The 20,865-nt window shown below is 69.8% G+C and carries 20 protein-coding genes and 1 tRNA gene; 15 read left to right on the top strand and 6 right to left on the bottom strand.

The features are described 5' to 3' along the window. Nucleotides 1-370 precede the first annotated feature (370 nt). The gene (locus WBG06_RS23465) at nucleotides 371-1,396 is read left to right on the top strand and encodes a PHP domain-containing protein (RefSeq protein ID WP_336739761.1); all 1,026 of its coding nucleotides are present in this window, start codon (nucleotides 371-373) and stop codon (nucleotides 1,394-1,396) included. A gap of 11 nt (nucleotides 1,397-1,407) precedes the next feature. Continuing rightward, the gene (locus tag WBG06_RS23460; RefSeq protein WP_336739759.1) at nucleotides 1,408-1,944 is read left to right on the top strand and encodes a M48 metallopeptidase family protein; all 537 of its coding nucleotides are present in this window, start codon (nucleotides 1,408-1,410) and stop codon (nucleotides 1,942-1,944) included. Here the strand turns inward: WBG06_RS23460 and WBG06_RS23455 are convergent. Next, entirely contained in the window at nucleotides 1,941-2,837 is an 897-nt protein-coding gene (locus WBG06_RS23455) for an LLM class flavin-dependent oxidoreductase (protein WP_336739757.1), read from the bottom strand. The two genes, WBG06_RS23460 and WBG06_RS23455, sit on opposite strands and share 4 nt — an antisense overlap. Continuing rightward, entirely contained in the window at nucleotides 2,834-4,663 is a 1,830-nt protein-coding gene (locus WBG06_RS23450; RefSeq protein WP_336739756.1) for an FAD-binding oxidoreductase, read from the bottom strand. The genes WBG06_RS23455 and WBG06_RS23450 overlap by 4 nt, the downstream gene beginning before the upstream one ends. 88 nt (nucleotides 4,664-4,751) lie before the next feature. On the opposite strand from WBG06_RS23450, the gene WBG06_RS23445 reads away from it, so the two are divergent. Next, nucleotides 4,752-5,279: a MarR family winged helix-turn-helix transcriptional regulator gene (locus WBG06_RS23445; RefSeq protein ID WP_336739754.1), complete on the top strand. Its 528-nt coding sequence runs from the start codon at nucleotides 4,752-4,754 to the stop codon at nucleotides 5,277-5,279. Here WBG06_RS23445 and WBG06_RS23440 read toward each other — a convergent pair. Then, nucleotides 5,213-5,845: a dihydrofolate reductase family protein gene (locus tag WBG06_RS23440; RefSeq protein ID WP_336739752.1), complete on the bottom strand. Its 633-nt coding sequence runs from the start codon at nucleotides 5,843-5,845 to the stop codon at nucleotides 5,213-5,215. The genes WBG06_RS23445 and WBG06_RS23440 overlap by 67 nt on opposite strands. A 65-nt stretch (nucleotides 5,846-5,910) precedes the next feature. Here WBG06_RS23440 and WBG06_RS23435 point away from each other — a divergent pair, with 65 nt between their 5' ends. Then, nucleotides 5,911-6,765: a helix-turn-helix domain-containing protein gene (locus WBG06_RS23435; protein WP_336739751.1), complete on the top strand. Its 855-nt coding sequence runs from the start codon at nucleotides 5,911-5,913 to the stop codon at nucleotides 6,763-6,765. Here the strand turns inward: WBG06_RS23435 and WBG06_RS23430 are convergent. Then, entirely contained in the window at nucleotides 6,740-7,279 is a 540-nt protein-coding gene (locus tag WBG06_RS23430; RefSeq protein ID WP_336739749.1) for an NUDIX hydrolase, read from the bottom strand. The genes WBG06_RS23435 and WBG06_RS23430 overlap by 26 nt on opposite strands. Nucleotides 7,280-7,358: 79 nt before the next feature. Beyond that, nucleotides 7,359-8,693: a zinc-dependent metalloprotease gene (locus WBG06_RS23425; RefSeq protein ID WP_336739747.1), complete on the bottom strand. Its 1,335-nt coding sequence runs from the start codon at nucleotides 8,691-8,693 to the stop codon at nucleotides 7,359-7,361. 56 nt (nucleotides 8,694-8,749) lie between these two features. Here WBG06_RS23425 and WBG06_RS23420 point away from each other — a divergent pair, with 56 nt between their 5' ends. The 6 genes from WBG06_RS23420 (at nucleotide 8,750) to WBG06_RS23395 (ending at nucleotide 14,400) form a co-directional block, all read left to right on the top strand. Continuing rightward, nucleotides 8,750-9,187: a molybdenum cofactor biosynthesis protein MoaE gene (locus tag WBG06_RS23420; RefSeq protein ID WP_336739746.1), complete on the top strand. Its 438-nt coding sequence runs from the start codon at nucleotides 8,750-8,752 to the stop codon at nucleotides 9,185-9,187. Nucleotides 9,188-9,430: 243 nt separating this feature from the next. Then, on the top strand, nucleotides 9,431-9,667 hold the full coding sequence (locus WBG06_RS23415) for a hypothetical protein (RefSeq protein WP_336739744.1): 237 nt from the start codon (nucleotides 9,431-9,433) through the stop codon (nucleotides 9,665-9,667). A 45-nt stretch (nucleotides 9,668-9,712) separates the two neighbouring features. Further along, entirely contained in the window at nucleotides 9,713-10,759 is a 1,047-nt protein-coding gene (locus WBG06_RS23410; RefSeq protein ID WP_336739742.1) for a YlbL family protein, read from the top strand. Next, complete coding sequence (locus WBG06_RS23405) at nucleotides 10,756-11,376, top strand: PPA1309 family protein (RefSeq protein ID WP_336739741.1); 621 nt, start codon at nucleotides 10,756-10,758, stop codon at nucleotides 11,374-11,376. The genes WBG06_RS23410 and WBG06_RS23405 overlap by 4 nt, the downstream gene beginning before the upstream one ends. After that, nucleotides 11,373-14,273: a UPF0182 family membrane protein gene (locus WBG06_RS23400; RefSeq protein ID WP_336739739.1), complete on the top strand. Its 2,901-nt coding sequence runs from the start codon at nucleotides 11,373-11,375 to the stop codon at nucleotides 14,271-14,273. The genes WBG06_RS23405 and WBG06_RS23400 overlap by 4 nt, the downstream gene beginning before the upstream one ends. Before the next feature lie 53 nt (nucleotides 14,274-14,326). Next, a tRNA-Met gene (locus WBG06_RS23395) sits at nucleotides 14,327-14,400 on the top strand. Between the two features lie 45 nt (nucleotides 14,401-14,445). Here WBG06_RS23395 and WBG06_RS23390 read toward each other — a convergent pair. Further along, nucleotides 14,446-14,901, bottom strand: a complete 456-nt coding sequence (locus WBG06_RS23390) for a DUF6326 family protein (RefSeq protein WP_336739738.1) — start codon at nucleotides 14,899-14,901, stop codon at nucleotides 14,446-14,448. A gap of 158 nt (nucleotides 14,902-15,059) precedes the next feature. Between WBG06_RS23390 and WBG06_RS23385 the strand changes: the two genes are divergently transcribed. From WBG06_RS23385 to WBG06_RS23365, 5 genes are all read left to right on the top strand, one after another. Continuing rightward, complete coding sequence (locus WBG06_RS23385; RefSeq protein ID WP_336739737.1) at nucleotides 15,060-16,199, top strand: sensor histidine kinase; 1,140 nt, start codon at nucleotides 15,060-15,062, stop codon at nucleotides 16,197-16,199. 10 nt (nucleotides 16,200-16,209) lie between these two features. Continuing rightward, a complete protein-coding gene (locus WBG06_RS23380) occupies nucleotides 16,210-16,863 on the top strand; it encodes a response regulator transcription factor (protein WP_336739736.1) in 654 nt (217 codons plus the stop codon). Between the two features lie 144 nt (nucleotides 16,864-17,007). Further along, nucleotides 17,008-18,204, top strand: a complete 1,197-nt coding sequence (locus tag WBG06_RS23375; protein ID WP_336739735.1) for a lipase family protein — start codon at nucleotides 17,008-17,010, stop codon at nucleotides 18,202-18,204. A 144-nt stretch (nucleotides 18,205-18,348) separates the two neighbouring features. Beyond that, nucleotides 18,349-18,999 (top strand): hypothetical protein, encoded by a 651-nt coding sequence (locus WBG06_RS23370; RefSeq protein ID WP_336739734.1) that lies wholly within the window; start codon nucleotides 18,349-18,351, stop codon nucleotides 18,997-18,999. Beyond that, nucleotides 18,996-20,849 (top strand): YhgE/Pip domain-containing protein, encoded by a 1,854-nt coding sequence (locus tag WBG06_RS23365; protein ID WP_336739732.1) that lies wholly within the window; start codon nucleotides 18,996-18,998, stop codon nucleotides 20,847-20,849. Before WBG06_RS23370 ends, WBG06_RS23365 begins: the two co-directional genes overlap by 4 nt. The last annotated feature ends 16 nt before the right edge of the window (nucleotides 20,850-20,865 follow it).

Below are 20,865 nucleotides of genomic sequence, written 5' to 3'. Positions count from 1 at the left end.
TTTCCAGGGTGTATCGAAGCCACTCGCCACGGTGGTGGAGGATGCACAGCGTGGAGGGACCCCCGGTGCCTGGATCGTCCTTCGCCTTCCCCTTGCGAAGGCCGTCCGGCGGCGCCGGGGGTCCCACTGACATCGAACCTAAAGAGGTTGAGGGAGCCAGTCAACGTCCCACTCCGCGATCCCTGTGGACAAGGTGTGCACAACCCCGCTTTGCTTGGGGAAAGTCGGTGGAAGACACGCGCCTTCCTGTGGGTAACCAGGGTGTGAGGGTGCGGAATGATCGGTTGAATCGCGACCATGACCTGGGAAAAGCGTTCTCCACCGGCTGTGGAGGAGAAAATAGTTGGAGGAAGATGTGGTAGGTGAGGCGTTGTCCCCCGTTGCGGCTCTGCGTCGGATCGCGTTCCTGCTCGAGCGTGGCCGCGAGGACACCTACAAGGTGAAGGCCTTCCGCACCGCTGCGGCGGCGATCCTTCCGCTCTCCGAGGAGGAGGTACGCCGCCGCGCCGACGAGGGCACGCTGACCGAGCTGAGCGGGGTCGGTGCCAGCACGGCCAAGGTCATTTCCGAGGCCGCGCGTGGCGAGATCCCGCAGCGGTTGCAGGACACCGAGCGGGCCCATGGTGGACCGCTGACTGCCGGCGGGGCGGGGGAGGGGCTCCGGAGCCGGATCCGGGGAGATCTGCACAGTCACTCCGACTGGTCCGACGGCGGCTCGCCGATCGAGGAGATGGCCTTCACCGCGATCGAGCTGGGCCACGACTACCTGGTGCTCACCGACCACAGCCCGCGGCTGACCGTGGCCAACGGCCTCAGCGTCGCCCGCCTGGAGCGCCAGCTCGGTGTGGTCGATGCGGTCAACGACCACCTCGCCGGGCACGGGTTCACCCTGCTGAAGGGGATCGAGGTCGACATCCTCGACGACGGCAGCCTCGACCAGACCGACGAGATGCTCGACAAGCTCGAGCTCCGGGTCGCGAGCGTCCACTCCAAGCTCAAGATGGACAAGGAGCAGATGACGAGGCGGATGGTCGCCGCGGTCTCCACGACCCGGATGAACGTGCTCGGCCACTGCACCGGCCGGCTCGTCACCGGAAACCGCGGCACTCGACCAGGAAGCCAGTTCGATGCACGCAAGGTCTTCGAGGCGTGCGCGGAGCATCAGGTGGCGGTCGAGATCAACTCTCGACCCGAGCGGAGAGACCCGCCGACGAAGCTCCTCGAGCTCGCTCGTGACATCGGTTGCCTCTTCTCGATCGACTCCGACGCGCACGCTCCGGGGCAGCTCGACTTCCTCGTTCTCGGGTGCGAACGAGCGGAAACTGCGGGTATCGAAGAGGAACGGATCGTCAACACCTGGCCGCGCGACCGCCTGCTGGCCTGGGCGAACAGGTAGTTTCTTGACCCATGGACGAGACGGAGATCGAGGTGCGGCGCAGCAAGCGGCGCCGGCGTACGGTCTCTGCCTACCGTGATGGCGACCGCATCATCGTGATGATCCCGGCCGCGATGTCGCAGCGCGAGGAGGCCGAGTGGGTCGAGCAGATGGTCGCCCGCCTGGAGAAGGCCGAGCGTCGGCGCAAGCCCAGCGACGATGACCTGATGCGGCGCTCGGCCGCTCTGAGCGACCAGTACTTCGGTGGTCTGGCCAAGCCGGACTCGGTCCGCTGGGTCGACAACCAGAACAGCCGCTGGGGCTCCTGCACCCCCGGTGACCGTTCGATCCGGCTCAGCGACCGGCTGCGCGGCATGCCGAGCTGGGTCATCGACTACGTGCTCGTCCATGAGCTCGCCCACCTCTTCGAGGCCAAACACAACGAGGCGTTCTGGGCCTGGGTCGACCGTTATCCGCAGGCCGAGCGCGCCAAGGGCTACCTGGCCGGCTGGTCCGCCGCCGCCAGGCTTCCTGCCCCTCCAGGCGAGGACGACGACGACGTCGACTAGCGCTCCCGGGCGACCAGCTCGCGCACCTGCGGCGCGACCTCGGCGGCGAACCGTTCGGCCACCGCGGGGTCGTCGCCGCCGATCAGGAACGTCGAGAACCCGTACTCCAGGACCAGCCCGGCGAGATCCTCGACCCACTGGTCCACCGGCCCGTTGAGGAGCGCCCGGCTGGTCGGCTGGAACGAGACGTTCATCAGGTTGAGCAGGCGGCGTACGTCACCGGGCGCCCGCCCGGCCGCGACGGCCGCCTCGTCGATGCGGTTGTTGAGATCCGGCACCGAGTCCAGTCCGCCCTCGATGTACTCCAGCGTGGGCAGCCAGCCGTCCGCGTACGCTCCGGTGAGCTCCAGCATCTTCGGCTTGTAGGACCCGACCCAGATCGGGATGTCGTGGGCCGGCTCGGGGCCGCGCTTGGCCCCGTCGACCTGGTAGAACTCGCCGTCGAGGTGGATGCCGCCGCGGGTCGAGACGTCCCAGACCTCGCGGATGATGCCGACCGCCTCGCGTAGCGCGGTCACCCCTTGAGCGGCGGTGAGCCGCCTCCCGCCCATCGCCTCGATGCCGTCCCAGAACGCGCCGGCGCCGATGCCGAGCTCGATCCGGCCGTCGGAGAGCCGGTCGAGCGAGGCGACGGAGCGGGCGAGCATCGCGGGCGGCCGCAGCGGGAGCGAGTGGACGTTGCCGGCCAGGTGGACGCGGGACGTGCGCGCGGCGGCGTACGAGATCAGGGTCCAGGTGTCGAGGAACGCGGGCTGGTAGGGGTGGTCCTGGAACGTCACCAGATCCAGACCGGCGCGGTCGGCGGTGACGGCGAGGTCGACCACCTTCTGCGGGGACTGGGCGGACGGGGTGACGAAGGTGCCGAACAGCAGGTCGTGGCCGTAGTCGGTCATCGGTGCATCTCCGAAAGGTCGATGTTGAAGTTGTCGCGGAACAGGTTGGTCGGGTCGAAGCGCTGCTTGAGCTCGCGCAGCCGGGCCAGGGTCGCGGGCGGGAACGCGTCCGCGACCCGCTCGGGGGATCGGGTGGTCTCGAAACTGAGGTAGAGCCCATCGAGATGGGGCTGCGCCAGAGACCATGCCGTATCCAGCGCCTCCGTGCCCCCGCCCATCGCCGTGATCTGGAATGCGGCGGTGCGGTGGGCGAAGGCGGTGGCGGCGGGATCCACGTCGGCGACCGCGCCGCCCATGGTGCGCAGCTGGAAGAAGTAGACGTCGCCGGTACGCAGCAGCTGCGCCGCGTCGCGCGCGAACTCGCTGGTCAGGGCCGGGATCAGCCCGGAGCGCGCGTGCGGCTCGCCATGTCCCTGGTGGCCGTCGGAGCCGACGTCGTGGGCCTGGTTCATCACCTCGGTGTAGCGGGCGAGGACCACCTGCTGCTGCACCAGCGCCCCGAGCGAGGCGAACGGTGTCAGCCGCTCCAGGATCACGTCCGGGTCAGGTGAGTCGACCAGGCCGTAGAGCTGGATCACCGAGCCCTCCGGGCGCGGGTGACCGGTCACCAGGAAGACGGTGGTGTCCCGCGGTGCCGCGGCCGCGACCTCCCCGAACCGGAGCAGGGCCTCCTCGATGTCGGGGACCACCAGCGTGAGCTGCGCGGAGCCGACCTCCGCGACCTCGTACACCTCGAAATCGAAGGCGGTCACGACACCCAGGTTGGCGCCCGCGCCGCGGACGCCCCAGAACAGGTCAGGGTTCTCCTCGCGGTCGGCGCGCACGATCGACCCGTCGGCGAGCACCATCTCGACCGCGACCAGGTGGTCGATGGTGAGGCCGTGCTTACGTGAGAGAAAGCCGATCCCGCCTGCGGTCGCCAGCCCGCCGACCCCTACGCCGCCGTAGTCGCCCGAGCCCAGCGCCCAGCCGTAGGGATCCAGCGCTACCGCGACCTGCTTCCAGGTGGCCCCCGGCTCGATGCGTACGCGACGGGTCGCTGTGTCGAGGACCTCGATCGTGTTCATCCCGCCCACGTCGATGACCATCCCGCCGTTGTTCGTCGACCGGCCGCTGACCCCGTGGCCGCCGCTGCGGATGCCGAGCGGCAGATGCCGGTGACGGGCGGCGAAGGCCAGCGCCTCGGCCACCTGGGCAGCGGTCGTCGGCCGCAGCACGAGGCCGGGCCGTCCGCCGCGCAGATAGGTCGAGCGGACCGCCCGGTAGGCCGGGTCGCCGGGCTCGACGGCCGTCTCGGCGAGCGAGGCGGGCACCTCGTCGTAGGCGATGCCCGGGAGTCGCTTCGCCCGCACCGAGGACGTACGCCGCGGCCCCGTCGGCCGCGGACCGCCGTGCTCGATCAGCAGGCGAGCCAGCCGGTCCACCTCGGCCTCGGTCGAGGCCGGGACGACGACGGGGAGCTCCGTGGCTGCCAAGCGCTTGAGGTCGTCGGGCACGGGATCGGCAGGTGCGAGCGTCCATGCGTTCGGGTCCGTGATCAGGCGGGCGCCGGCCAGCAGGCCGAGGCTGTCCCGGGCCCGCCCGGCGACGCTCGGGTAGCCGGCGTCCGGGTCACGCGGGTCGGGTGCGGCGACGGGCGCCAGCGCGACGCCGATCGGGATGGACTTGGTGCTGCCCAGCAGCCAGGTCGCAGTGGTCCACGGGTCCAGGTCGCCGGGGTTGATCACCACCAGATCGAGGCCGGTCTCCTCGGCACGCTGTGCGAGAGCCGTCATCGTGGCGGGTGGTAGCGCCGGGTCGAGTGCAACGCCCAGCTCGAGTGTCATCGAGATCGTTCCTCCAAGAATCGTTCGCCACAAGATCGTATGCGAAACAGACGATTGGTTCAACAGAACGATTTGCTAGGATGTTCCCGTGACCACCAGAGCCGAACCGCAGACCGACGCCGCCACGCAGGCGGAGGGTGCCGACGACCTGGGCTGGGGCCTCGGTGCCCTGCTGCGCGGTTACCGCCAACGGGTCACCGACGCGATCGGCGACTTCCCGCACGGGGCGCGCGGCTACCAGACGATGTGCGCGGTGGTCGGCGGCGACCACCCGAGCCAGCTGGCGCTGGCCCGCAATCTCGGCATCGACAAGACGGTGATGACCTATCTGGTCGACGACCTCGTCGAGGCCGGTCTGGTCGAGCGCCGGCCCAACCCGGCAGATCGCCGCCAGCGCCAGGTCGTCGCCACCGACCGGGGCACGCGCGCGGTGGCCGAGCTGTGCCGCCGGGTCGACGCCGCCGAGAACGACCTGCTGGGCCGGCTCGACGGCGACGAACGCGCCACCCTACGCCGCCTGCTCAGCAAGGCGACCGGCCCCGCGCCCGGTCACACGGCCGAGGCCTGCGCGCTCGTCACCGGAGAGGCCGAGGAGGCAGACCGGCCCACGGAGTAGGTGAGCGCCACGGTCCCGAGACGCGTCGAGGCGATGTCCGCGAGCCGCAGCGAGCCCGGCGACGGCAGGTCGCCGAAGAGCCGCTTGCCGGTGCCGAGGAGCAGCGGGTGCACGAACAGCTGAAGCTCGTCGACCAGCTCGGCGCTCATCAGCTGACGGACGAGGTCGCCGCTGCCGAGCACGACGACCGTGCCCGAGCCGTCGGCCTTGAGCTCGCCCACCGCCTCGACGACATCGCCCTCGAGCACGGTCGCGCCGGTCCAGTCCAGGTCACGGAGTGTGCGGGTCGCGACGTACTTCGGGGTGGAGTTGAGGCTCGCCGCCATCGGGTCGGTGTCGGGCTGGTTCGGCCAGAAGGCCGCCATCTTCTCGTAGGTGCGCCGGCCGAACAGGTAGGCCGACGTCTGCGCGCCGACGTCGGGCGGGAGGACCTCTCCGAGGGCTGCGCCGAACTGCGCACCCCAGCCGCCGTGCTCGAAACCACCGTCCCGATCCTCGTCGGGGGAGCCCAGCCCCTGCATGACTCCGTCGACGCTCAGGAACTCCACGATCGCAAGTTTTCGCATGCCCCCAGCCTGCGCTTCGACCGAATCGGCTGGCTTGAACGAAATCGACCGGCGATGATCGGTCCATGACGGGTGTGACCCGCGAGCTCGTACGACTGCCCACCCACCCGGGCCTGCGGGGCCTGGTGGCGGGTGTCGTCGGGTTCCGCGAGCGGTCGGACACCCCGCTCGAGCGGCGTCAGCCCGCCGGGACGCTGCTGCCGCTCGTGCTCTCCTTCGGCGACCCGTTCGAGGTCGTCGAGGTCGGCGCGGGGCAGGGAGAGGGGACGTACGGCTCGTTCCTCTCCGGCTTCATGCCCGGGCCGGCTTCGACCCGGTCCGGCCGCAGTCATGCGTGTGTGCAGGTGTACCTGACGCCGCTCGGCGTCAGCCGGCTGCTCGGCATCCCGGGCCGGGAGGTGGCGGCCAGCGTCGTATCGGTCGACGACCTCGTCCCCGAGCTCGGGACGTCGTTCTCGGAGCAGCTCGCCGAGGCCGGTACGTGGCGGCAGCGGTTCACCCTGGTCCAGTCCGCGCTGCTGGCGCGAGCCGGTGACGAGACCGACCCACTGGTGTCCTGGTTGTGGGACCGGATCACCGAGTCCGGGGGACAGGCGCGGATCCGTGACCTGGTGGCAGAGACCGGCTGGAGCCACCGCTACGTCACGACCGTCTTCCAGCGCACTGTCGGGCTCACCCCGAAGGCGGCCGCAGGCGTCGTACGTTTCGAGCGTGCCGCAGCTGATCTCGGCCGTCTTCCAGTGGCCGAGGTCGCGGTCCGACACGGGTATGCCGACCAGAGTCATCTGACCCGTGACACCGTCAGGTACGCCGGAGAGACGCCCGTCGTTCTCGCCGCCAGCCGCCGACCGACCGCCCACACCGCCCTCGGGACGAGCCCGGCGGGCTCGCGAGCTAGAGGCGCGCCTGGGCGAGCTTGATGAGCTCGATCAGGTTGTCCTCGGGGTCGGGGACGCCGTCGACCGGCCACCACCGCACGTCCAGCGACTCCTCGCTCACCTCCGGAACCGCGCCGGAGGGGGCGATGGCCATGAAGCGTACGTCGAGGTGGTGGACGTCGCCCGAGGGCGCGCAGAAGGGCACCGGGTGCTCGGAGAGCTGCACCACCCCAGGCAGTGGCTCCAGGCCGGGGACACCGGACTCCTCACGCAGCTCGCGCGCGGCGGCCGCCCACAGCGTCGGGTCGTCCTGCTCGAGGTGGCCGCCGAACTGGAACCAGCGCCGCGCCTTGCGGTGATGGGTCAGCAGCACCGAGGAACCATCCTCGGCGAGGACCACGCACGAGGCCGTCAGGTGGTTGGGTAGGCACGACTTGAAGACCCCGGCCGGCTCGGTCTCGAGATGGGCGACATAGCGCTGCCGCAAGGCCTCCTGCGGAGCCGACGGAGCGTCCCACGCCCGCAGGACTGCGAGCGCGTCAGCGTGCAGGCTCACGCCGCCACCTCCGTTGCGCAAGCGCCAGAGTACGGACGCGGCGGCGTGTGGTGTTCGTGGTTCGCTCGCTGGCGCTCGCTCACTCCTCGGAGTCTCCGCCGAGCAGCTTCTTGAGCTCCGCATCGAAATCGATCGACTCGACGTCGGGAGCCTCGGCGCCCTCGCGGAAGCCGAGCGGATCGTCAAGGTCGGCCGACGTCGGCAGCAGCGCCGGCGACATCCAGACGCCGTCGCGGGCCTCGATGCCCTGCCGGGTGCGCAGCGAGCCCCACAGCGCGGCCGCATCACGCAGGCGCCGCGGACGGAGCTCGAGGCCGACCAGGGTCGCGAAGGTCTGCTCGGCAGGACCACCAGCGGCTCGGCGGCGGCGTACGGCCTCCTGGAGCTGCGCCGCGACCGGCATCCTGTCGGCGGTGGCCAGGGCGACGACCTCGTCTACCCAGCCCTCGACGAGCGCCAGCACGATCTCGAGCCGCTCCAGAGCAGCCTTCTGCACCGGCGAGTCGGGCACCTCGAACATGCCCTCCTCGAACATGTTCTGCAGCTGCGAGGGGTCCTGCATCGCGGAGAGGTCGATGCCGCGCATCTGCTCCTCGATCCGCTGCTGCATCGCCTCCATGTTGAGCTCCACGCCCTGGGCGTAGTCGGTGACGGCGGAGACCACGTGGTCACGCAGCCACGGCACCCCGGCGAAGAGTCGCTGGTGGGCGGCCTCGCGCAGCGCCAGGAAGAGGAGCACGTCGTCGGTGCTCACCCCCAGGCCCTCGGCGAAAGGCTCGACGTTGACCGGCAGCAGCGCGGCCTGGCCGGACTCGGCCAGCGGGATGCCGATGTCGGAGACCGAGATCACCTCACCGGCGAGATGGCCGAGGCCGGTGCCGGCCTGGTTCGCGTACAACGCGCCCATCGCCTTCCCGACGAACCCGATCATCGGGCCCATCTGGGCCTTCATGTCCTCGGGGAGCTGTCCGCTCATCGCGGCCGCGGTCGAGGCCGCGACCGGCTCGATCAGCGGCTTCCACGCGTCCAGCGTGTTGACCAGCCACTCCGCCTTCGACCAGGCGGTCGCGGACTTCACGCCGGTGGCGAAGGAGGTGGTCTCCTCCAGCCAGTGGTCCGCGAGCTGGATCGCGTCGGCGACCGCGTCCTTCTGCTTCTGGGAAGGTGTCGGGTCGGGTGTGGATGCGGCGACCTTGCGGGCGAGGTCCATCGCGACGTCCCAGTTCAGCGGGCCGTCATAGGGCTGTAGCAGCGACTGGATCTGACCGAAGATCTGGCTCAGGTCAGGCATGCCGCCGGGGCCGCCACCGACGCCGCCGATGGGGAAACCCCCGAAGAACGCTTCGAAGGGCGTGCCCTTGAAGGGGTTCTCCGGCTCCTCCGGCTCGTCGGGGCCACCTGGGGTCTGACTCATGTGTCCAGCCTACGCGGTGACGGAAGGCCGCCGCGACGACGCACTAGGCTGATCCCATGGCCGAACCGAAGAATGGCGCCGTCAAGCTACTCGACATCCGGGAGACCCCTCTCGACGTCACCGAGGTGATGGACGCTCTCGACGACGACGCATCCGGCGGGGTGACGCTCTTCGTCGGCCGCGTGCGTGACCACGACGGCGGCAAGGGCGTGACCGGCCTCGACTACCAGGCACACCCGACCGCCCTCGCGCGGCTGACCGAGGTCGCCGAGAAGGTGGCCGCCGAGCACGGCGTCGCGGGTGTTGCGGCCGTCCACCGCACCGGTCACCTCGACATCGGTGACATCGCCGTGATCGTCGCGACCGCCTCCGGGCACCGCGGTGAGGCCTTCGCGGCCTCCCGCGACCTCATCGACACGCTCAAGGCCGAGGTGCCGATCTGGAAGCACCAGGTCTTCACCGATGGCACGGACGAGTGGGTCGGCGCGCCGTGACATGGCGATTGCTGTACTTATGGCGATTGCTTCGCAATTCGCGCAGCGCCTCCGCTTGATCCTCGTCTTCCCTCCCGCCGCTCAGTCGCTTCCCTCCCTCGCTCTGGTCAGTCCAGACGAGGAGCGCTCCGGCGCTGTACTGGTGGCGATCGCTTCGCAATACGCGCAGCGTACGCAGTTGAACGGAGTCAGGGGCGGCGCGCCATGGTGCGCGGCGTAGGGGTCACCAAATAGGCTGGGTGCGTGGACATCCTGCTCTGGCTCGTACCCTCCGCGGTCGTCACCGTGCTGGCGATGGCCTGGGTTGCGTTCCTCGGACGTGAGGGACGCGAGACGGACCGCGAAGAGGTCGTACGCCGCCTCGGCATCGCGCTGGAGAACGACAAGACCCGCGAGCGCTCGAAGAGGTACGCAGCGCCGCAGCCGCCGCCCGACAGGTCGACCGGCATCGCGGTCCGCGTGAACCGTGACGCCTCGTAGACGGGTGCTCAGGGGCCACTTGGTTTCGAATGAGAAGGTGACGCTATGACACAGCGCACCCTGGCCGGTCTCATCGCCCTGCCGCTCGTGGTCGCCCTGATCGTGATCGCCTGGGTCGTTCCGTTGCCCTACACGATCTACAGCCCCGGGCCGACGGTGAACGTCCTGGGCGAGTTCGACGGCAAGGACATCGTCCAGGTCAAGGGCCACCCGAGCTACGACGACAAGGGCCAGCTGCGGATGACCACCGTCTCCGAGACCACGCGCGAGGCCCGCCTCGGGCTGTGGACCCTGCTCGGAGCCTGGATGAGCGACACCGAGGCCGTCTACCCGCGCGAGGTCGCCTACCCCGAGCAGGGCACCGTCGAGGACGACCGTGAGGCCGGGCAGGTGCAGATGGCCAGCGCCCAGGACGCCGCGATCGCCGCCGCACTGACCCAGCTCGGTGAGGACGTCGACGAGGTCTCGGTCGCCGAGGTCGCCAAGGACGCGCCTGCTGCCGGCAAGCTGAAGGCCGACGACGTCGTCACCAAGGTCGGCGACACTCCCGTCGACACCCCGCAGGAGGTCGTCACCGAGGTGCAGAAGGTCGAGCCCGGTGACCCGGTCGAGATGACCATCGAGCGTGACGGCAAGCCGCTGACCGAGACCATCACGACCGGTGAGAAGGACGGCAAGGCCTACATCGGCGTCTCGCTCGGGGCGACCTACGAGTTCCCCTACGACGTCAAGATCACCCTGGACCCCGCGATCGGCGGTCCGAGCGCCGGGCTGATGATGGCGCTCTCGGTCTACGACACCCTCACCGAGGAGCCGTTGACCGAGGGGAAGAAGATCGCCGGCACCGGCACGATCGACGGTGACGGCAATGTCGGCCCGATCGGCGGGATCCAGCAGAAGATCCCGGGTGCGGCCGAAGACGGCGCCCAGCTCTTCCTGGTGCCCGCCGCCAACTGCCAAGACGTCGAGGGCGCCGAGAACGGTGACATGCGCCTGACCCGTGTGGAGACTCTCGATGACGCCATCAAGGCCATCGAAACCTGGACCGAGGACCCCGATGCCAAGCTGCCGACCTGTGGGAGCACCAAGTGAACGACGCCCCTGAGCCCACGCCTGAGACCACGCCTGAACCCACCCCTGAACTCAGCCGCGGTCTCGATCTGGAGACCGACCCGGCGCTGGCCGCGGCGGTCCTCGAGATCGAGGCGCACGTCGCCGGCGAAGGCTGGGACGGGCCGGCGCGACTCTTCGCGCTCGTCGACACCGCCGCGCTGGTCGAGGCCGAGCCCGCCCTCGCCACGATGATGGGCCTGGACGCGCCCGACCAGGACGGGACGCTGACCCCGATCGAGCAGGACCAGGTGCCGGTCACGACCCAGCTGGAGGAAGTGCTCCAGACGACGGCCTGGCCCGCCGGGGTCACCGGCTGCGCCGCGGTCGTCGAGCGCCTGGTGCTGCCGCCCGACGCCGACGGCAAGATCCCCGAGGACGCCGAGGCGGCCGCCGAGTTCGCCAAGGCGCACCCCGACCGTCAGGAGGTGCGCATCGTGGCGGGCGCGACGCGTGCAGGTGCGACGTACTGTGCACTGCGATTGAAGGCGCACGACGACGACCAGTCGGTCATCGGCGGCGTGGATCTGGTCCCTGAGCTCCTGGAGCTGCTGCGTGGCACGCTCGAGGAGAACCCGGACAGCGAGGGTGAAGCATGAGTCTCTTCGACGACGACGACCCGGCGCAGGCGCCGGCGCGCACGCAGAGCACCGGCCGCAACCGCTGGCTGGCGATCGCGGCCGTCTCGGTGATCGTCGCCTTCTTCGGCATCAGTGCCTTCGCGGCGATCTACACCGACGCGTTGTGGTACGACGCGATCGACTTCAGCAGCGTCTTCGGCACCGTCTTCTGGACGCGTGCTGCACTCTTCGTCATCTTCGGTGTGCTGATGGCGATCATGATCGGGCTGCCCGCGGCGCTCGCCTACCGCACCCGGCCCTACTTCCACCCGGCCGATGACATCGGCGGCCTGGACCGCTACCGCGACGCGATCGCCCCGATCCGTACGTGGCTGCTGATCGGCATCGCCGGCGTCTCCGGCATCTTCGCCGGCTTCTCGGGCGCGGGACACTGGCGCACCTATCTGATGTGGCGTCACGGGCGCGACTTCGACAAGACCGACGAGTTCTTCAAGAAGGACATCGGCTTCTACATCTTCGACCTGCCGTGGTGGCACTACCTGGTCAACTTCGCGCTGACCGGGCTGATCCTGGGCACCATCGGCGCGATGGTCGTGCACTACGTCTACGGCGGCATCCGGCTGACCGCTCAGCGCGACCGGTTCACGCGGTCGGCGCAGGTCCAGCTCAGTGCCATGTTCGGGCTGATCCTGCTGGTCAAGGGGCTCGACTACTGGGTCGACCGCTACGACCTGGTCAACGGGTCGGGGCCGCGCCTGGACGGGATGACCTACACCGACCAGCACGCGGTGCTCCCGGCCAACCAGATCCTGCTCGGGATCGCGGTGATCTGCGGGATCCTGTTCATCCTCAACATGTGGCGGCGTTCGTGGCAGCTGCCGTCGATCGCGATCTCGCTCTTCGCGATCTCGGTGCTGCTGATCGGGATGATCTGGCCGGCGATCGTGCAGGGCTTCCAGGTCCGGCCGAGCGAGCAGGACAAGGAGAAGCCCTACCTGGCGGCCAACATCAAGGCCACCCAGGATGCCTACGGCATCGCCAAGGACGACCTCGAGGTGACCGAATACACCTCCCAGGCCGAGGCCGACGGCGCCTCGCCCGAGGAGCTCGACCAGACCGCCTCGTCGCTGCCGATCGTCGACCCGGCGGTCGTCCACCGCGAGTTCGAGCAGGTCCAGCAGGGCCGCTCCTACTACTCGGTGCACGAGCCGCTGGACATCTCGACCTACGAGGTCGGCGGCAAGGAGCGGGCGGTCGTGCTCGGCGTACGCGAGCTCAACCAGGCCGGCATCTCCGACTCCGACCGCACCTGGACCAACCTGCACACGGTCTACACCCACTCCAACGGGGTGATCGCGTCCTACGCCAACATGCGTGGCGCCGACGACAAGACCGAGTCGAACCAGATGCAGTGGGCCGAGGGCGACCGCACGGGACAGCACGACCTGACCTCGGGTCAGGAGAACTTCCAGGACAAGGTCTACTTCGGCGAGGACTCGCCGGAATACTCCATCGTCGGCAAGGTCCCCGGCGGCGCCGCTCGCGAGCTCGACTACAACTCCGAGGACGGCGAGACCCGGACGACGTACGAAGGTGCCGGCGGTGTCCCGATCGGGAACAACTTCCGCCAGCTGATGTACGCCATCCAGTTCGGCTCCACGAACTTCCTGCTCTCCTCGAGCGTCAACGAGAACTCCGAGATCCTCTACGACCGTTCGCCGAAGGAGCGGGTGCAGAAGGTCGCACCGTGGCTGACGCTCGACGACGACGTCTACCCGGTGATCGTGGGCGGGCGGATCCAGTGGGTGGTCGACGGCTACACCACCACCGACCGCTACCCGCAGGCCGCGCGCGACTCGTTCGCTGCGATGACCGACGACGCCACCCAGTCCTCGGCCGGGGTGCAGACGCTGCCGACCGACGAGATCAACTACATGCGCAACGCGGTGAAGGCGACCGTGGACGCGTACGACGGCACCGTCACCCTCTACGAGTGGGACGAGGCGGACCCGATCCTGCAGACGTGGGAGGCGGCCTTCCCCGGCACCGTGATGCCGAAGTCGTCGATCCCGAAGGAGCTCATGGAGCACCTTCGCTACCCGGAGGACCTCTACAAGGTCCAGCGCTACCAGCTGGCTCGCTACCACGTCTCGGACCCGGACGTCTTCTTCTCCGGCAACGAGCGGTGGGCCGTGCCCGAGGACCCGAACGACGACAACCACCAGCAGACCCCCTACCGGATGTTCCTCACCGACAAGTCGGGCACTGCCCGGTGGTCGCTGACCTCGGCCTTCGTTCCCTACAACCGCCCCAACCTGGCGGCGATGATGTCGGTCGACTCCGACGCCACCTCGGAGAACTACGGGAAGATCCGGATCACCACCGGCTTCCCCGAGGACACCCAGGGTCCCGGCATGGTGTCCAACGAGTTCCGTACGGACAAGGCGATCGCCGACGAGGTCGCCTCGTTCAACCGCTCCGGGTCGGCGCCGGTCTGGGGTCAGGTCATCACCTACCCCACGGCGAAGGACGGTCTCCTGTACGTCGAGCCGATCTACGCCCGCCGAGCCACCGCCTCGACCTCGGGCTATGCCCAGCTCGCCTTCGTGCTGGTCTCCTACGACGGCCGGGTCGGTTACGGCTCGACGTTGAGCGAGGCCTTGGAGGTCGCGCTCACCGGAGCCGAACCCACGCCCCCGTCCGACTCGGAGCCCGAGGACGACCCGGCCGCGACCGACCCACCCTCCTCCGGCGACTCACCGGGCGAGGTCGGCCAGCTCCTCGAGGACGCGCGTGCCCTGTTCGCCCAGGCGGACGAGGCCGGCAAGTCCGGCGACTACGCCGAGCGCGAGCGGCTCATCGCCGAGGCTCAGGAGAAGGTCGATCAGGCCGCCGACCTCATCGCAGGGGGCTGAGGACACCTACGATTTGGGTTCTGTTTCCCCCGCATGTAACGTTCTTCTTGCGACGCGGGGTGGAGCAGCTCGGTAGCTCGCTGGGCTCATAACCCAGAGGTCACAGGTTCAAATCCTGTCCCCGCTACTCCAAGACGAAGGCCCGGACCATTCGGTCCGGGCCTTCGTGATTTCAAGCCCCGACGGAGGCCATGGTCGTCGGCACTGCAGTGCGGGGCCAGGTCCAGGCGTACCGGACGATGAGGGCGAGAAGGACCAGCTCCAGCGCGACGCCGAGGCCGTAGAAGAACAGCCAGGACTCGCCGGCCACGTTGAAAGCCGTGACGGGGACGTAGAGCGCGGCCACGACGAGGTTCGTGGTGCGCGCCGCCCGGGCGGGGAGTGTCATCGACAGCGCGATCATGAGGATCGGGACGGCCACGAGGGTGAGCGCCGTGGTCGAGAAGGTCTGGGAGAGGGCGAACGCGAAGACCCGGCCGGCGAGGATGTCGTCGACGACGCCCGGCGTGAAGAAGTTGAGGATGTCCACGTAGGCGTACAGGAACATGAAGCTCGTCCAGGCCGCGGCGAGCTTGCCTCTCACCGGGGTCGGCTGGTCGTCCAGGGTGGTGGGTTGACGTGTGTTCATCAGGGGCTCCATCGGTCGAGGATCGGTACGTCCACCATCGCCGTGCCGAGCGATGGGCGGATCGGCCTGGAGGCCGGAGCGCGCCCGGCCGAGGGGAGGGTCCTCGCCTCGTACTTTCGGCGGGTACGCAGGGGCGACTCGATCCCTAGGCTGGAGCCGTGATCACCGCCCGGCACTCCCTCTGGCGCGAACCGCGGCCTGCTGACGCCCCAGCCATCGGTCGTCTCGACTGGCTGCTGGTGGGTGCGTACGCCGCCGCCGTCGTGGTCGAGGCGGTCGTCCGGCCGGACGTGGCCTGGCGGCCGGTGGTGACGGTCCTCGCGCTGGCGCTGGTGCCGGCCCTGCTCTGGAGACGAGACCACCCGCTGCTGGCCGCCGTGATCGCGTGGAGCGTCGCCGCGTCGCTCTCGACCCTCCAGATGACTGCGCGGACCGAAGACCTCGGCCTCGACTCCATGATCGCGGTCCTGATCCTGCTCTACTCCCTGGTGCGGTGGGGCTCGGGTCGGGAGATCGTCCTGGGGGCGGCGTTCGTGACGCTCGTCGTCATCCTGGGGGCGTACGCTTCTTCCGCGGGCTCGGCCGATGCCTTCGGCGGCAGCGTCCTCCTGCTGCTGGTCGTCGCGATCGCCGTGGTGTTCCGCTATCGCGCAGACCTCTGGCAGCGCCAGCGGCGCGAGATCCGCAACCAGGAACGGGTGGCGCTGGCGCGCGAGCTGCACGACACCGTGGCCCACCATGTCTCGGCCATCGCGGTGCAGGCGCAGGCCGGTGGGGTGGTCGCCGGCAGCCAGCCCGAGAAGGCTGTCGAGGTCCTGGCCGCGATCGAGTCGGAAGCATCGCGAACCCTGGCGGAGATGAGGTCCATGGTGCAGGTGCTGCGTGATGAGGACGCGGTCGCGTACGTTCCCCAGCCGGGTGTCGCGGACCTGCCCGCTCTGGCCCGCACCGACACCACGCCCGCGGTCGAGGTCTCGCTGGACGGTCTGCGGGGCCGGCTGGCACGACCTGTGGATGCCGCTCTCTACCGGCTCGCGCAGGAGTCGCTGACCAACGCCGTCAAGCACGCAAGGGGCGCGACCCGGGTCGAGATCGACGTACGTCGGGAAGGTGGTGTCGTGAGGCTGCGTGTCAGCGATGACGGACGGACCGATCCGGGACCTGTCCCCGTGCCCGGGTTCGGCCTGTTGGGCATGGCCGAGCGAGTCCGGCTCCTCGGCGGATCGTTCTCCGCCGGGCCGGGGCCGCACGGCGGCTGGGTGGTCGAGGCCGTGCTGCCGGCAGAGGTGTTGGCATGAGCGAGCGACCATGAGCATCCGCGTCGTCGTGGCCGACGACCAGGACCTGGTCCGGGCCGGACTGGTGATGATTCTCGGCGCGCAGCCCGGTCTCGAGGTCGTGGGGGAGGCGGCCGATGGCCTGGAGGCGCTCGACCTGGCGACCCGGTTGCGTCCCGACGTACTCCTCGTCGACATCCGGATGCCGGGCCTCGACGGCGTCGAGGTGACCCGGCGCCTGGCCGGGCCGGACGTGAAGGACCCGTTGGCGGTCGTCGCGATCACCACCTTCGACCTGGATGAATACATCCTCGGCGCCCTGCGCGCAGGAGCCCGCGGTTTCCTCCTCAAGGACGCCGGCCCGGAGCTCCTCGTCCAGGCCGTCCATGCGGCAGCCGACGGGGACGCGCTGATCGCCCCCAACGTCACCCGCCGGCTGTTGGCCACCTTCGCCGACCAGGCTCCGTCGGCGCCGGTCCAGCCCCTCACCCCGCTCACCGAGCGCGAGGAGGAGGTGCTCGCCCTGGTGGCGCGGGGCCGGACCAACGCCGAGATCTCTGCGGAGCTCTTCATCGGGCTGAGCACGGTCAAGACCCACATCGCCTCGCTGATGGCCAAGATCGGCGCCCGCAACCGTGTCGAGATCGCGATGTGGGCCTACGACACCCGACGCGTACGAGCCTGATCTTCGGGCTCAGGCGGTCGCGTCCCGTTCGGGTTACGTATCTCGACACACGTGTGAGTGATATGTAACATCATCGCGATCCCCCAGTGCTGAAGAAGGTAGGCCCGTGCCATGAAGAGACTCCTTGCCGCAGGTGCGGTTGTTGTGACGACCCTCGTCCCGATCGTCGCCACGCCCTCGGCCGAGGCCGACACGGGCCGGTCTGCGCGGGCCTCGGTGCGGGTCTCAGCGCAGGTCCCGGTGCAGGACGACGCCTTCTACCGTACGCCTGAGCAGCTTCTCGACGGCCCGCACGGCAGCGTGATCCGGAGCCGGCCGCTGCGCGGTGACGCGGCGTACGACGGAGCTCGCAACTGGCTGGTGCTCTATCGATCCGTGACGCCGCAGGGCGAGCCGGTCGCGGTCTCGGGCACCGTCGCCATCCCTCACGGGCGCGCGCCGAAGGGAGGGTGGCCGGTGATCTCGTGGCTGCACGGCACCACCGGTGTCGCCGACGTCTGCACGCCCTCGCGTGACTCCGCCGACCACCCGACCCACGAATACCTGCAGGTCATGCACACCACGGTGCAGCGCTGGGTCGACCGCGGGTACGCGGTCGTCGCCACCGACTATCAGGGCCTGGGCACCGACGGTCCGCACGGCTACCTGGTGGGTGAGGCCGAAGGACGTGCCGCGGCCGACATGGTGCGCGCCGCGCACCGGCTGCCGGGCGCGGCCGGGCAGCTGAGCACCGAGTGGATCGCCGCGGGGCACTCCCAGGGCGGCCATGCGGCCGTGTTCGCGGCCGACGTCGCACCTCGCTGGACGCCCGAGCTTCCCGTCACCGGCGTCGTCGCTCTCGCCCCTGGGTCTCAGCTGAGCGGCTTCGTCCAGCAGATCCGCAACGTGCCGCTGCGCGGCATCACCGGCTTCCTGCCGCTCATCATCCGCGGCGTCGAGACCACCGGTGTGTCGAGCGAGGGCCTGCTGACCCCCGAGGCCGACCGGCTGATGGCGCACGCCGAGGATCGCTGCGTCGGCCAGCTCAACGCCGCCGATTCCTGGGGCGCTCTGAGCACCGACCAAGTGTTCCGGCAGAGCGCCGACTTCTCTGCCTTCGACCGGGCGATGGCCGAGAACGAGCCGGGTCGGCTCGCGCCGTCGGTGCCGGTGTTCCTTGCTCAGGGTGACAGCGACACGACGGTGCTGCCTGCCTGGACGCGGGCGCTGACGTCCCAGCTGACCGCGAACGGCGTGGACGTCACCTCCGAGACGTACGCCGGGGTCGATCACCGTGGCGTCATCGCCGCCTCGTACGAGGATGCGACCGCATGGATGGGCGGACTTCGCGGCCAGCACTGAACGCTCGAGCCTCGGTCGAACCGCCCGGAGCGGCGGGTCGCTGGCCTCAGGCGTGCTTGACCCTGCTTGACGCGGTTACGGAGGGATGACCTCGGAGCGTTGTGTCTGAGTGTCATCGGCGGCATTTGGTGACAGGGTTTGGTCATGAGCGCGGACGCGGGCGGTGAAGAGACGAGGCTGCGGGCGATCGGTGCACGTGTGCGGCAGGGGGTTCGGGACCTGCTGCCGACCACGTCGCTGACGTTGCATGGGGGAGAGGTGGCGGTCGCGGTCGGTCCGCCGGGAGGCGGGCACACGTCGCTCGCCCTGGCACTGGCCGGCAGGCTGCGGCTGGATGCCGGCCGGGTCGAGACGGACGGCGACGCCACGCCGCGGACCCTGCAGGAGGCGGTGGCGCTGGTCGACGTGCCGGGGGTCTCCGAGCCGGACGAGATGGTGCCGTTCCGTACGATCCTCGGCGAGGAGCTCGCGATGGCGAGGCGCAAGCCGAGTGCGGCGGCGATCGACCGCTGGCTGGCGGACTACGACCTCGCGACCGATATCACCACGGAGGCGGTCCCGCCGAGGCCGCGGCTGGAGATCCTCGGGCGGACGGCGTTGCTGCGGTCCGGGACCCGCTTCCTCGTCCTCACCTATCCCGAGCGGCTCGGCCTGCCTGTCGAGGACTGGCTGGCCGTCGCGTACGACCTGGCCGGTGCCTCGCCCGGGCCAGGTGTCCTGGTCACGGCAAGCGCCGCGGTCACCGTGCCGGACGGCGTTCCTACGTTCCCCATCGGCCCGAGGGAGAAGGCATGAACTCGCTGCGGATCGCGCTGACCGAGCTGCGCCGGATCACGGCCGGCCGGCTGGCGAAGCTCGTCATCGTCGCGCTCGTCCTCGTGCCCACCCTCTACGCGGGCCTCTACCTCTATGCCAACCACGATCCGTACGCGAACTTCGACGAGCTCCCGGCGGCGCTCGTCGTGGAGGACACCGGTGCCACCACGACGGACGGCACGGAGGTCGATGCTGGCCGGGAGGTGGCCGACAACCTCCTGGAGTCGGGAGACTTCGACTGGACGGAGACCTCCGCGGCCGAGGCGGAGGAGGGGGTGCGCGAGGGTGACTACTACTTCGCGCTGCGGATCCCGGCGGGGTTCTCCAAGACGCTGACCGGCGCGGAGCGGCTCGACCCGGAACAGGCACAGATCCAGGTCATCACCAACGACGCCAACTCCTACCTGTCCACCACGATCGCGACCAACGTCACCGACAAGGTCCGCGACGCCATCGCCAGCGAGGTCTCGGAGCAGGCTGCGGCCAGCTTCCTGCTCGGCATCTCCGATCTGCGGTCGGGCCTGGTGAAGGCCGCGGACGGCGCCGCGAAGCTGGAGAAGGGCGCGGTCGAGCTCCGCGACGGGGCTGGAAAGCTGGCCACCGGCGCGGGCGACCTCGAGGACGGCCTGACGACCATCGAGACCAAGGTCGCAGACCTGCCGGCCGACACCCGCGAGCTCGCCACCGGTGCTCGCAAGGTCGCCGACGGGAACGGTGAGATCGCCGCCGCCGGTCAGCGGGCCGCCACGGCGGTGGACGATGCGGTCGCGGAATATGCGTCGAACCGCGACGACCTCGAGGCACGTCTGGAGGCGATCGGGCTGGACGAGCAGCAGCGTGCCGAGGTCCTCGCCATCTACGACCGTGGATCGGCTCCGCTCGACCGTGTCGACCAGCGCGTCGGCGGCGTCTCGGACCAGCTGGACCAGCTCGCGGACGGCGCAGACCAGGTCGCGGACGGCAACGAGCAGTTGGCCGACGCGATGCCCGACCTCGTCTCCGGGATCTCCCAGGCCGCCGACGGTGCAGGCGACCTGAGCACCGGCGCGACGCAGCTGCGTGACGGTGCTGCGAAGCTCGCCACGGGAGCCGGCGATCTGAAGAAGGGCCTGCAGGACGGTGCCGAGCAGGCGCCGGCCACCAACGACGAGCTGCGGGACGCCATCGCCTCGACGATCGCCGACCCGGTCGCCATCGACTCGGTCTCCGAGGCGAAGGCGTCCTCCTACGGTGCCGGTCTGGCGCCGTTCTTCCTCGCCCTGGGTGCCTGGATCGGCGGGTACGTCCTGTTCCTGCTCGTGCGGCCGATCTCGACCCGTGCGCTGGCCGCCAACCAGACCCCGCTGCGGATCGCGCTGGGAGGCTGGCTCACGCCGGCACTCATCGGTGTGGCCCAGATGGTCGTCGTGCTCGTGGTCGTCGGTCTCGCCGTCGACATCACGCCGGTGAACTGGCTGGGCACGATGGGGTTCCTGCTGCTCGTCTCCGCGACCTTCATCGCGATCGTGCACATGCTCAACGCGCTCCTAGGCGCACCGGGCCAGTTCCTCGGCTTGGTCCTGATGGTGGCTCAGCTCGTCACCGCCGGCGGGACCTTCCCCTGGCAGACCATTCCCGAGCCGCTGCACGGGCTCCATCACATCCTGCCGATGAGCTACGCCGTCGACGGGCTCCGCCAGCTGATGTACGGCGGGATGTCCGGGCGGGTCGTCACCGACGCGCTGGTGCTGGTCGCCTTCCTCGTCGGCGCACTGCTGGTGACCAGCTACGGCGCCCGCCGCCAACGCGTCTGGACACCCAAGCGGGTGCGGCCGGAGATCGTCCTCTGAGCCGCCCCGCGAGGGT

Origin of the sequence: Nocardioides sp. CCNWLW239 (assembly GCF_037137035.1) — a bacterium.
Lineage (GTDB): Bacteria > Actinomycetota > Actinomycetes > Propionibacteriales > Nocardioidaceae > Nocardioides.
Note: the sequence above shows the minus strand (reverse complement) of the source record. Positions and strands in the feature narration are given on the sequence as shown.